We start from the raw sequence: 12,325 nt of genomic DNA, 5'->3' as shown, positions 1-12,325 counted from the left end.
GCGTCGCTAGGCGTATGAAGGAATGCTTGGGAGGGTAGGGACAGTTCATTGCTGAACCATCCCCCCCTAAGAACCGGACTTGCGACTTTCACCGCATCCGGCTCAAGCACAACAAATTCAGCCCCGTTAAAAGCGCACCATTCTAACTCAGTACACCTAATCCGGGGTGAACCCTAAGCCTTTCTATGAGCCGGCTTTGCTACCTGCAAACCAAGAGCATGCAGTCGTCTGTGGCAAACCGGGTGCAGCAGCACCCGATTGGAGAGGTTGTCCGACCCGCCCATCACCTTGTAAACAATGTGGTGGTCGTGCCAGCGCTCCCCTTCCTCCAACGGCTCCGCACAAAGTACGCAACGCCCGTTTTGGCTGATATACAGCATAGAAGTTTCGTACTGGTACGCGATGTTTTTCAACATGCGCTTCGTCCTTAACTCCTCACCATATACCTCCCAAGCCGGGTCAAAAGGGTTGTACTCCCCCTTGATTTTTTCGTGTCTCACGATAGCTGTGTCAGCAAGCTTCAACAGTCTTGTCGCGAGCGGGCCATCTGCCGTTTTCACGGTTGCAGCAAACTCGTCTCTTTCCCTAATCCGTTGCCAGTAACGGCGTTCGCACCAAGATCGAGACTTATTCGGATGTCGCCGTCTCGTCCAGCGCACGAGGCGCCAGTAGATCAGGTTATCCATCCGACTGAAGGCTTCTTTCGCCACCACCGGTTGGTGGTACCTCGCCCATCCCCGAAGGATTGGGTTCAGTTTGGCAATGAGATCCTCCTGCTTCGTCGATAAGTGTGTTTTCACGATTTCACTGACCTTGCGATAGAACGCTTTCACGTTCTTCTTGCTCGGTTTGATGAGCAACTTCCCCTTGTACTTGCGGAAGTTCCACCCCAGGAAATCGAAACCCTCATCCATGTGCACGACCTTGGTCTTTTCCGGCGACAGTTGCAGACCTCGTTGTGCGAGGAATGCTTCTATCCACGGCCTGATCTCGTTTTCCAGCAACTCTCGCGAGATGCCGGTCACCACAAAATCGTCGGCGTACCGAATCACATGGACTTTGAGCCCCTTAGCTTTTGTCTTCCCGTATTTCGCAAGCAAATGCGACTTCAGGTCAGATTCAAGTCCGTTCAAACACATATTCGCCAGTGTTGGCGAGACGATGCCGCCTTGCGGCGTCCCTTCTTCGGTTGGCGATAGGCGTCCTCGGTGGACTACCCCGGCCTTCAACCATTTGCGCAGGATTGCCTTGTTCATGGGAACGTAGCGCACCAGCCACTCGTGGTTGATGTGGTCAAAACAACCTCGGATATCTGCCTCCAGCACCCAAGAAGACGCCGTCTTCTGTGCGGTGGTGACATATATCTGGCCCATTGCATCTGCCGTCGAGCGATTTCTCCTGAAGCCATAGCTATTCGGATCGCTCGTGGTTTCTGCCACAGGTTCCAGTCCAAGCAGGTGTAACGCCTGCATGGCCCGATCCAACATCGTCGGAATACCCAGAGGGCGCTCCTTCCCGTTGGCTTTAGGGATGTAGACCCGCCTCAAAAGCTTGGGCCTGTATCCCCGCTGCTGCTTTAACCGACCAATCGCCGCCCGTTTCAGGGCAGGAGAATCCCAAAGCTGGCGATCGACTCCCGCCGTTCGCTTGCCTTGGTTTTCGGTAACTCGTCGTACCGCAAGTGACCTTGCGGAAAACGAGTGGATCAAAGACCGTTGCAGGGCTTTCACTCTGCGCCAATCTTTTTCCAACGTAGCCTTCGCTATACGTTGCTGCGTCGTTCTCACAAACTGCTCAACCCGGTGCCAATCAATGGCGTGCCAGTCTTGCGGTTCGCGTGAGGACGCAGAATCACTTGAATCAATGATTTTTCTCATGCTTTCCTCTTTCAGGGTTGGCCCTTCGGAGGATGCATATCTCCCCGAAGGGGAACATGCATCCCTTCGGGGCTCTAAATGAACTTCAACAGTCGCAAGCGACGGTTGTACCAATTGGAAGTGGGCACGCTTTCACGTCAGGGCACCAGCCCCTATGCCGCGTATTACACGCAGCCGTTTGCTTTTTCCAATATCCCATACCCCCTCACCCATCAGGTCGCCTTGCGGCTTCCCTGCCAGCACACTTACGCATGCTGGCGGACAGTGGGGCTTACCACGTTCCCTGACCTACCGACAAAGATTGCTTTCGCTTCTTTGCCTGTCCGTTTAGGGCTCATCTCTCCCGGAGTTGATAAATAACGACGTGTGCTTAGGCTCTACAAGCACAGCCATCAACATACCTTTTGGTTATGGCCTATCAGCAGATTTGGCCATTCAATGGTTACCCGGGTTCAAGCGATGATTCACATTACATTGCCCATGCGGAACTAGCCTAGCCTCTCTACCAGCTTCTCTGCTGCCAGTATCTACTCCAGCTTTCACAAGCCGGAGCGCCGCTATGCGGGAGCACATTGTCAGAAGGGCTTCACACAGGGTCATTACTGCTCCTGCATGCCTTCCTAGGCTACTCGTGGTCGTACACGAGGTCACAGCAACCTTCACAGGCGTGCGACAAGGCAGATCAGAGTTGATTGCTCTGAAGTCTTGAATACGCACGTGCTAAAAGCATCCGTTGATGAACGAATGTCTACAGCACAACTCTGCTTGTGGCAGAGGTTGTGCAGAAAGCACGTACGCCACAAGCAGCAAGCTGCTTTTCATAAAGTCTCTTGTCGAGACTTGTTGTGTTTGTCGGGAATGGTCCCGACTCAATTCAAGTTAGGTTCGTTTGGCTATGCCGCGTGACCTGTTAAAAAATGCTGTTTGTTTTTGGAGGCCAGCTACCTCACTCAGAGCAACACTAACGTGTCGCACAAAGCCGCCCATTATAGGCTCTGTCCGCTTCACCCCTTTGAAGCGCCCCGGGATTACCCTCTACGGCGTAGCATGCTTACGCTGCTCGCATGCAGGCAGATCGCGGCCGCAGCAGCCACATTGAGTGACTCCTCACCTCCGGGCTGCGCAATGCTGATGCGGTGCCGCGCCATCTCCATCAGCGCATCGCCCACACCCTGCCCTTCATGACCCATGGCCCAGGCACAGGGCCATGGCAGATCTGCCTCATGGATCAATGTCCCCTGATGGGAGCTGGTCACTACCAGAGGCACTTGCAGGCCTTGCACCTCATCGACCGAGGCCGCCTCGACCAGATGCAGGCCGAAGTGAGCACCCATGCCGGCACGCAGCACCTTCTGACTCCACAGTGCGGCCGTGCCCTTGAGCGCCAGGATCTGGGTGAAGCCGAAGGCCGACGCGCTGCGCAGGATGCTGCCCACATTGCCGGCATCCTGGACGCGGTCCAGCACCACGGTGGCAACGCCCGGCTGCACCTGCACACCCGCATCCCAGTCCATCACATAGCCCATGCGGGCAGGAGATTCCAGAGCGCTGATCTCGTCGAACAAGGCATCTGCCAGCACCACGACCTTGCCGGCAGCCTGCACCCACTCCTCGGGCGCCTGAGGCCAGAAAGACTGCGCAAAAACGGCAAGCTTTGGTTTCAGACCCCGCACCAGGGCCGCACGGCAAAGATGATCGCCTTCAAGCCAGACCTGCCCCTGTTTGCGATAGGCCGTGCTGTCCTGGGACAGACGGCGCAGTTCTTTGACGAAAGCGTTGTCGCGCGAATGAATGTCCGTGACCTGGGGGCGTGCAGCCATGTCGACCTCTGAGAAAAAACAAAAACCCGGCATGCAAGCGCCTGGCCGGGCTTGAAACAAGAAGATAGAACGCCCGAGGCGGCCCTGCGCCGCACTCGGGAATGCAGACAATGTCGATCAGGCGCGCATCAGACGTAGAGCGATGCCTGCGACATCAGCAGGCTGGACGTCACACCCGACAGCCCGGTCTCGCACAGCACAGGCTGCGCCATGCCGCCTGCACACACCTGGCCGGCTTGCAGCACCTGGGCCACGGGCGCAAAGGAGCGCCTGTGCTCTGCCGTCGCACCATGGGCGCGCAAGGCCTGCAGATGCGCGGCCGTGCCATAGCCCTTGTGTCCGGCAAAGCCGTACTGCGGGTACTGGGCATCCAGGCGTTCGCACCAGCGGTCACGCGTGACCTTGGCCAGGATCGAAGCTGCGGAAATGGCCTGCACCAGCGAGTCCCCCTTGACGATGGCCTCGGCCTGCACATCGATCTGCGGCAGCTGGTTGCCGTCCACCAGCACCAGCACGGGCTTGAGACGCAGGCCCATCACCGCGCGACGCATGGCCAGCAGCGTGGCCTTGAGGATGTTGATCTCGTCGATCTCCTGCACCGAAGCCTGAGCTATGCAAAAGCACAGCGCCTTGGCACGGATCTCGTCGTAGAGCACCTCGCGGCGGTTGGCCGTGAGCTTCTTGGAGTCATTAAGCCCAGCAATGGGCTTCAGATCGTCCAGGATGACGGCGGCAGCCACCACCGGACCGGCCAGTGGGCCGCGCCCTGCCTCATCCACCCCGGCAACCAGCCCGGGCGGATGCCAAGGCAGGCAGCCTTGCTCAAGCAGCGGGGGTGGCAATGATTTTTTGGATCGCATGGGCAGCCAGTTCGGCGGTATCGCGGCGCAGTTCGTGATGTAGCGCGGTGAAGCGCTCAACCAGCGCTTCAATGGTGGCAGGAGAATCCTGGCTGGCTCTGAGCCAGCCCAGTGCGGCCTGGGCCAGCGCCTCGGGTGTTGCCGCATCCTGCAGCAGCTCGGGCACGACAAAATCGCCGCACAGAATATTGGGCAGGCCCACCCAGGGCTGCAGCTGTTTGCGCTTCATCAGGCGCCAGCTCCAGGGATGCATGCTGTAGCTGATGACCATGGGGCGCTTGTAGAGCGCCGCCTCCAGCGTGGCGGTGCCGCTGGCAATCAGCGTGCAGTCGCAGGCTGCCAGCACATCGTGGGACTGGCCCTTGACGATGAGGCATTTGCCCTGCATGCCGGCCTCGGCCGCAATGCGCTGCACCTCTTCGTACAGCGAAGGCACGGCCGGCACCACGATCCGGGTCTGAGGCAACGCCTTCTGGACTAGCGCCGCCGCCTTGAAAAAGCCTGAGGCAATGTAGCGCACCTCGGAGCGGCGGCTGCCGGGCAGCAAGGCCAGCACCAGCCCCTCTTCGGCCAGGCCCAGGCGCGCACGCGCGGCCGCTCTATCGGGGTGCAGCGGAATCACCTGCGCCAGCGGATGACCGACGTAGGTGGCTTCGATGCCATGCTGGGCCAGCAGTTCGGGCTCGAACGGGAAGATGCACAGCACATGGTCGGCCGCGCGACGGATTTTCTCCACGCGATCGGCACGCCAGGCCCAGATCGACGGACAGACAAAGTGCACGGTCTTGATGCCGGCTTCACGCAAGCCGGTTTCCAGCCCCAGGTTGAAGTCGGGGGCATCCACACCGACGAAGACCGAGGGTGGATGCGCAATCAGGCGCTGGCGCAGCTTTTTGCGAATACCGAGCAACTCGGCCACGCGCGCCAGCACTTCCCAGCTGTAACCATGCACGGCCAGGCGCTCTGACTGCCACCAGGCGTCAAAGCCGCGCTCCTGCATTCTGTCGCCGCCTATGCCCATGGAGCTCGCATCGGGCCAGCGCTGACGAAGACCGTCCAGCAACAGCGAAGCCAGCAGATCGCCCGAGGCCTCGCCTGCCACCATGGCAATGCTGGGCGCTATGGAATCTGGAGCAGCTTGCGCTTGCTTATTAGTCATTTCAGAGCTATTCACGTCTCAAACTCAGATAGGGACAGCGCGAGTCGCTATCAACGTGTAATGCCGTTGCTTGCCGATGCCAGAAAGGACTGCATGAAGTCCACGTCCTGCACGGCTTCAGGCGTTGCCGATTTGATCGCATCCATGGCCGCAATGGCATGTTCCAGCGTCAGACCCTGGCGGTACAGCAGCTTGTGCATTTCACGCACGGCGGCAATGCGCGCATCCGAGAAGCCACGACGCTTGAGACCGATCAGATTCACGCTGCGAGCGGCCAGCGGATTGCCATCCACCGTCATGAAGGGCGGCACATCCTTGTTCACATGGGCCTGAAAGCCCACCATGGCATGTGCACCTATGCGCATGCGCTGCAGCACACCGGTCAGGCCACCAATCGTCACCCAGTCGCCGACATGCACATGGCCTGCCAGCGTGGTGTTGTTCGCCAGTGTGGTCTGGTTGCCAATGATGCAGTCATGCGCGATATGCACATAGGCCATGATCCAGTTGTCATTGCCGATGGTCGTCTCGCCACGATCCTGCGTGGTCCCCGTATTGAAGGTACAGAACTCGCGCACCGTGTTGCGATCGCCGATCACCAGACGTGTGGGCTCGCCCGCGTACTTCTTGTCCTGGGGCTGCGCACCCAGCGATGCAAACTGGAAGATGTGGTTGCCTTCACCAATGGTGGTGTCGCCTTCGATCACGCAATGCGCCCCCACCTTGCTGCCGGCGCCAATGCGCACCCTGGGGCCGATGACCGCATACGGCCCCACCGACACCGAGGTGTCAAGCTGGGCCGCCGGGTCCACCAAGGCGGTGGGATGAATCAAGCTCACAGCCGCCATCAACGCTTATCCCACGTGACGCATGGTGCACATCAGCTGAGCTTCAGCGGCCACTTCGCCATCCACGCTGGCGACGGCGTTGAACTTCCAGATGCCGCCACGCACGCGGTCGATGGTGATCTCCAGGGCCAGCTGGTCTCCCGGCACCACGGGGCGCTTGAAGCGAGCAGAGTCGATGCCCACGAAGTAGTAGATATTGTTTTCATCGGGCACCTGGCCCATGGCATCGAAGGCCAGCAGGCCGGCAGCCTGGGCCAGGGCTTCAAGAATCAGCACGCCGGGCATGACCGGACGACCGGGGAAATGCCCGGTGAAGAACGGCTCGTTGAAGGTGACGTTCTTGATCGCCTTGATGCGCGTGTTGCGCTCAAGCTCCAGCACCCGGTCCACCAGAAGAAAGGGATAGCGGTGAGGCAGTTGCTTGAGAATTTCTTGAATATCCATCATCAATTTCCGTTGTTGCTTTGCCGGCCCTCAGCCAGCGCTTGTTCAAGCTTCTTGACCCGCTCCCGGAGCGTGTACAACTGCCTGAAGGTTGCAGCGTTCTTTTCCCATTGCTCGTTCTCTTGCAACGGAAAGATGCCTGTATAAAAACCTGCCTTGGGCAAAGAGCGAGTGACCATGGAGGTCGGCGAAATCACCGTGCCATCCGCAATCGTCAAATGCCCCAGAATATTGGCAGCTCCACCAATCTGGCAGCGCTTGCCGATGCGCGCACTGCCGGCAATACCGGTATTGCCGGCAATCACCGTATGCGCACCAATGTGCACATTGTGGGCAATCTGCACCAGATTATCGATCTTGACGCCATCTTCAATGACTGTGTCATCAAGTGCCCCACGATCCACGCAGGTGTTGGCGCCGATTTCCACATCGTTGCCGATGCGCACGGCCCCCAGCTGCTCTATCTTTTCCCATTGGCCCGCCGAAGGCGCGAAGCCGAAGCCGTCGGCACCGATGACCACACCGGGATGCAGAATGCAACGCTCGCCCAGCACACAGCCCTGGCTGATGGTGACGCGCGATTTCAGCACCGTATCGGCACCGATGACCGCGCCGGCCTCCACCACACACTGCGGCCCCACATAAGCACTTTCATGCACCTGGGCCGTGGCATCCACCACTGCGCTGGCATGAATGCCGCGCGGCCTGCCGCCCTGCTGGTGCGCCTTCCACCACTGGGTGGCACGCGCGAAATAGGCATAAGGATCGGCCGTGACAATGCAGGCACCACGCTGCGCCGCTTCATCGCGCATCATCGGCGCCACAATGACACAGGCCGCCTGTGAGGCGGCCAGTTGCTGGCGATAGCGGGGATTGCTTAAAAAGCTCAGATCACCGTGGCCCGCAGAGTCCAGTGGAGCGATGCGCGAGATAGGCATCTCGCGCTCGCCACCTACCAGTTCTCCACCGAGCGCATCGAGAATCTGTCCCAATAGAACGCTCACAAAAGTATCCTTGGGATTACTTTGTGCCGTTCAGGGCCTTGATGACCTTGTCGGTGATATCAAACTTGGGATTGATATACACGGCCTCTTGCAGGATGACATCGTACTTTTCAGTCTCGGCCACTTGCTTGACAACCTTGTTCGCACGATCCAGCACGGTGGCCAGTTCTTCGTTCTTGCGAGCATTCAGGTCTTCCTGGAATTCACGGCGCTTGCGCTGGAATTCACGATCCTGATCCACCAGCTGACGCTGGCGCGAAGCACGCTGGCTCTCGGACATGGTGGTAGCTTCACGTTCGAACTTGTCCGAGGCGTTCTTCAAGGAGTTGCCCTGATCGACCAAATCCTTTTCACGCTTAGAAAACTCCTGCTCAAGCTTGGCTTGGGCAGCCTTGGCAGCGGATGCCTCACGGAAGATACGATCCGTGTTCACAAAACCGGCCTTGAATTCCTGTGCATGCGCAGAGACGGCCATGGCGCCAAGCAGCACAGCCAAAGAAAGATGGCTAGAGAGAGATTTCATTAGAAAGATGTTCCGATTTGGAATTGCAGTTTCTGGATTCTATCGCCGGTTTCCTTACGGATTGGCTGAGCATACGCCAAACGCAGAGGACCCAGCGGCGAAATCCAACTAATACCGATACCGGTGGAAGCACGCAAGGTTCCCAGATCCATGCTTTCACCTTCCGCCCACACATTACCCACGTCCACAAAGCCGAACAGACGCAGTGTTCTGTCATTACCGGCACCCGGGAATGGGACCATGAATTCGCCATTCAAGGTCAGCTTGCGCGTACCGCCCAAGGCCAGATTGGTGTTCACCGTGTCACGACGCCCCAGAGAGCCTTGCTCAAAGCCACGCACCGAGCCCAAACCACCCGAATAGAAATTCTTGAAAATGGGATAGGAATTACCGCCCAGGCCCTTGCCCCAGCCCAGCTCGCCGTTCAGGGCAATCGTGTACTTCTTGTTCAGCGGAATATATTGCTGAATCTGGTAGTTGGCCTTCGCATAGCGCATATCGCTCATGAACGAAGCTTCCAGATTCACACGCTGATAGCGACCGGCATTGGGTGCCAGTGCACTGTCGCGGTTATCACGAGACCATCCCAGCGTCAGAGGGATGCCGGTCTTGGAGCAACCAATGTTTTCGCCAGCCAGACCACCGCAATACTCGTTATAGACCGCCGGCATATAGGTGCCGGGCTTGATCTCGTTGCCTTCGACACCGGCACCGAAGAAGATGGTGTCCACTTCGCTGAAGGGCACGCCGAAACGCACGCTGGCACCCTTGGTGATGATCTTGTAGGCGCCATCGTCATAGTAGGGACGGATGGTGCGATAGTACAGGTCATAGGTGCGCGAAATACCCGTATCCGTGAAGTACGGATTCGTGGTCGACACCACCATGGTGCGGTTGTACTTGCTGGTGTTGATGTCCAGGCCCAGATAGTTGCCCGAGCCGAACACGTTTTCCTGCTTGATACCGAAGGACAGCGAGACCTTTTCTGCGCTGGAGAAACCGGCACCCAGTTGAATCGAGCCCGTGGGCTTTTCCACCACATTGATCATCAGATCGACCTGGTCGGGAGAGCCTGGCACTTCCTGGGTTTCGATTTCAACCTGGGTAAAGAAGCCCAGACGGTCGACACGGTCGCGCGACAGCTTGATCTTCTGGCCGTCATACCAGGATGCCTCGAACTGGCGGAACTCGCGGCGAATCACTTCGTCGCGGGTCTTGTTGTTGCCGCTGACGCTGATGCGACGGATATAGGCGCGGCGCGAAGGCTGAGCCTGCAGCACCAGGGACACACGGTTGTTGGCACGATCGATTTCGGGCACGGCTTCCACCTTGGCGAAAGCAAAACCGAAATTGCTGTAATAGTCGGTAAAAGCCTTGATGGTCTCGGAAACCTGGTCGGCGTTATAGGGCTCACCGGGCTTGATCTTGACCAGCGACTTGAACTCGTCGTCACGATCCAGGTAGTTGCCTTCGAGCTTCACGCCGGAGACCACATACTGATTGCCTTCGTGAATATTCACGGTCAGGCCGATGCTTTGCTTGTCCGGAGAGATGGCGACCTGTGTGGACTCCACACGGAACTCCAGATAGCCGCGCTGCAGATAGTAGGAGCGCAGCGACTCCAGGTCGGCATTGAGCTTGTTGCGGGCGTAGCGGTCAGACTTGGTGTACCAGCTCATCCAGTTGCCTGTGTCCTGGTCGAACAGGTCCTTGAGCGTCGATTCCTTGAAGGCCTTGTTGCCCACAATGTGGATTTCGTTGATCTTGGCCGGCTCACCTTCGGAGACGGTGAAGGTCAGGTTCACTCGGTTGCGCTCGATAGGCGTCACCGTGGTCACCACTTCAGCGCCATACAGACTGCGGTTGATGTACTGGCGCTTGAGCTCCTGCTCGGCGCGATCAGCCAGTGCCTTGTCGAAAGGGCGGCCATCGGCCAGGCCCACGTCACGCATGGCCTTGAGCAGAGTGTCCTTGTCGAACTCCTTGGTGCCGGCAAAGTTCACCTCGGCAATGGTGGGACGCTCTTCCACAACCACCACCAGCACATTGCCATTGGCTTCGAGGCGCACGTCCTTGAACAGACCCAGGGCAAACAACGAACGAATGGCAGCCGCGCCCTTCTCGTCGTTGTAGTCATCGCCCACACGCAAAGGCATGGAAGCGAACACCGTACCGGGCTCCACTCGCTGCAAACCCTCGACGCGGATATCTTGAACTTTGAAGGGCTCCAATGCCCATGCCGCTTGCGCAGCTAAAACCATAGCAGCCAGGGCCGTTGCAGAGCGCACGCCCAAGCGATTGAAATGTTTTTTCATGAGTGGAAATCGCCGCGAATGCGGCCTACCGTAGCGGTAAAAATTAGCCCCAGAGCCGGTTGATATCGTTGAAAAAGGCGACTGACATCATCAGCAATATGACTGCGACGCCTGCACGCTGCAGTCTTTCAGCCCAGACATCAGAGACACTGCGCCCCGTCAAACCTTCCCAAAGATAATACATCAGGTGCCCACCATCCAGAACGGGCAATGGTAGCAGGTTGAGAACGCCCAGGCTGATGCTGATCAGCGCGAGGAACGACAGGTATTGCACCAGCCCCATGCTGGCGGACTTGCCTGCATAGTCTGCGATCGTCAAAGGACCGCTGATATTCTTGAGCGAGGCCTGACCGATCAGCATGCGCCCCATCATGCGCAGCGTCATGGAGGACAGCTCCCAGGTCTTGTGCACACCGGCGCTCAAGCCATCCCAAAAGCCATGGCGCACCAGCACCATCTCGGGCTGGCTGCCAATAAAGGCGTTCACACGTGCAGTTGCTGCTTGTCCATCCTTGCCAGGTACTATTTCCGGCTGCACCCGCAGGTTCAGACGCCGGCCCGCACGCTCCACAGCCCAGGCCTGCGGCTCGACTCGACCGGATGCACCCGAGGCACGAATCGCGGCACGCGCCTGAGCACCATCCTGAGCTGCCTGGCCATCGATGCTGAGCAGCACATCGCCTTTTTGCAGACCCGCCTTTTCCGCCGGGCCACCTGCAACAACCTCTTCTATGACCGGACGACTCCAGGCACCCTGCAGCCCGACCTTGTCAAAGAAAGCTGCATCCGGTTCCTTTTGTTGCAAAGAAGCGAGATCGAGCGGCACGACACGCGCTGCGCCATGTTCTTGTGCCGCCACCTCCAACTGCAAGGTTTCACCTTCAATGGCAGCTGTCGTCACCAGCCAGCGCAAATCACCCAGGGCACGCACAGGCTGCCATTCCTTGCCACCCACAGAGGCACGCTGCACCCAGTCGCCGCTTTGAATACCGGCCTGATGCAGCAACGTGCCTTCCGGAGGAGCCGCAAGCCGGGCTGCAGGCTCGTTGGTGCCCACCCAGTTGACCACCGCCAGCAGCGCCACGGCCAGCAACAGATTGGCCGCAGGTCCCGCCGCAACAATCGCTGCACGTGAGCGCAGGGGCTGATTGTTGAAGGCCAGGTGTTTTTCCTCGGGTCTGACCTCGCCCTCGCGTTCGTCAAGCATGCGCACATAGCCGCCCAGAGGCAGCGCCGCGATCACATATTCGGTGCCCGACTTCTTGCCGACCCAGCGCAACAGCGGCTTGCCAAAGCCCACGGAGTAGCGCAGCACCTTGACGCCACAGGCCACGGCAACGCGATAGTGGCCCCACTCATGCACCGCAATCAGAACGCCGAGCGCCACGATGAAAGCCACAACCGTCAGCAACACCTGAAACTCCTTAATGCCAATCAATGCTTGGAGCGTGCAGCAGGCCGCAAGTTCAACCGCA

General features: G+C 58.6%; 10 protein-coding genes. All 10 read right to left on the bottom strand.

All coding sequences use genetic code 11. The features are described 5' to 3' along the window. Positions 1-173: 173 nt before the first annotated feature. Complete coding sequence (gene ltrA, locus FSY45_RS16765; RefSeq protein WP_148748122.1) at positions 174-1,877, bottom strand: group II intron reverse transcriptase/maturase; 1,704 nt, start codon at positions 1,875-1,877, stop codon at positions 174-176. 1,028 nt (positions 1,878-2,905) lie between these two features. Beyond that, complete coding sequence (locus tag FSY45_RS16755) at positions 2,906-3,697, bottom strand: RNA methyltransferase (protein WP_046462538.1); 792 nt, start codon at positions 3,695-3,697, stop codon at positions 2,906-2,908. Between the two features lie 128 nt (positions 3,698-3,825). Next, complete coding sequence (gene rnhB / locus FSY45_RS16750; RefSeq protein WP_034362608.1) at positions 3,826-4,557, bottom strand: ribonuclease HII; 732 nt, start codon at positions 4,555-4,557, stop codon at positions 3,826-3,828. After that, a complete protein-coding gene (lpxB, locus tag FSY45_RS16745; RefSeq protein ID WP_012839121.1) occupies positions 4,520-5,716 on the bottom strand; it encodes a lipid-A-disaccharide synthase in 1,197 nt (398 codons plus the stop codon). The genes rnhB and lpxB overlap by 38 nt, the downstream gene beginning before the upstream one ends. A gap of 50 nt (positions 5,717-5,766) precedes the next feature. Then, complete coding sequence (gene lpxA / locus FSY45_RS16740; RefSeq protein ID WP_187427565.1) at positions 5,767-6,555, bottom strand: acyl-ACP--UDP-N-acetylglucosamine O-acyltransferase; 789 nt, start codon at positions 6,553-6,555, stop codon at positions 5,767-5,769. Between the two features lie 15 nt (positions 6,556-6,570). Next, positions 6,571-7,011 (bottom strand): 3-hydroxyacyl-ACP dehydratase FabZ, encoded by a 441-nt coding sequence (fabZ, locus tag FSY45_RS16735; RefSeq protein WP_003053425.1) that lies wholly within the window; start codon positions 7,009-7,011, stop codon positions 6,571-6,573. Continuing rightward, entirely contained in the window at positions 7,011-8,012 is a 1,002-nt protein-coding gene (gene lpxD, locus FSY45_RS16730) for a UDP-3-O-(3-hydroxymyristoyl)glucosamine N-acyltransferase (protein ID WP_034362610.1), read from the bottom strand. Before lpxD ends, fabZ begins: the two co-directional genes overlap by 1 nt. Before the next feature lie 16 nt (positions 8,013-8,028). After that, positions 8,029-8,535 carry an OmpH family outer membrane protein gene (locus FSY45_RS16725; RefSeq protein ID WP_012839124.1) on the bottom strand — a complete coding sequence of 169 codons (507 nt, stop codon included), beginning with the start codon at positions 8,533-8,535 and terminating at the stop codon, positions 8,029-8,031. Beyond that, positions 8,535-10,850, bottom strand: coding sequence for an outer membrane protein assembly factor BamA (gene bamA / locus FSY45_RS16720; protein WP_003067368.1), 2,316 nt, complete (start codon positions 10,848-10,850; stop codon positions 8,535-8,537). Before bamA ends, FSY45_RS16725 begins: the two co-directional genes overlap by 1 nt. 43 nt (positions 10,851-10,893) lie before the next feature. Further along, positions 10,894-12,264 (bottom strand): RIP metalloprotease RseP, encoded by a 1,371-nt coding sequence (gene rseP / locus FSY45_RS16715; protein WP_148748119.1) that lies wholly within the window; start codon positions 12,262-12,264, stop codon positions 10,894-10,896. Positions 12,265-12,325 lie beyond the last annotated feature (61 nt).

Origin of the sequence: Comamonas sp. Z1, from assembly GCF_008121555.1 — a bacterium.
Classification (GTDB): domain Bacteria; phylum Pseudomonadota; class Gammaproteobacteria; order Burkholderiales; family Burkholderiaceae_C; genus Comamonas; species Comamonas thiooxydans.
This window is presented reverse-complemented; position numbering and strand designations above follow the sequence as displayed.

Bases quoted from the DNA above. Each gene is read 5' to 3' on its own strand.
- fabZ (WP_003053425.1), bottom strand. From the start codon at position 7,011: ATGATGGATATTCAAGAAATTCTCAAGCAACTGCCTCACCGCTATCCC.
- ltrA (WP_148748122.1), bottom strand. From the start codon at position 1,877: ATGAGAAAAATCATTGATTCAAGTGATTCTGCGTCCTCACGCGAACCG.
- lpxB (WP_012839121.1), bottom strand. From the start codon at position 5,716: ATGACTAATAAGCAAGCGCAAGCTGCTCCAGATTCCATAGCGCCCAGC.
- rnhB (WP_034362608.1), bottom strand. From the start codon at position 4,557: ATGCGATCCAAAAAATCATTGCCACCCCCGCTGCTTGAGCAAGGCTGC.
- bamA (WP_003067368.1), bottom strand. From the start codon at position 10,850: ATGAAAAAACATTTCAATCGCTTGGGCGTGCGCTCTGCAACGGCCCTG.
- FSY45_RS16755 (WP_046462538.1), bottom strand. From the start codon at position 3,697: ATGGCTGCACGCCCCCAGGTCACGGACATTCATTCGCGCGACAACGCT.
- FSY45_RS16725 (WP_012839124.1), bottom strand. From the start codon at position 8,535: ATGAAATCTCTCTCTAGCCATCTTTCTTTGGCTGTGCTGCTTGGCGCC.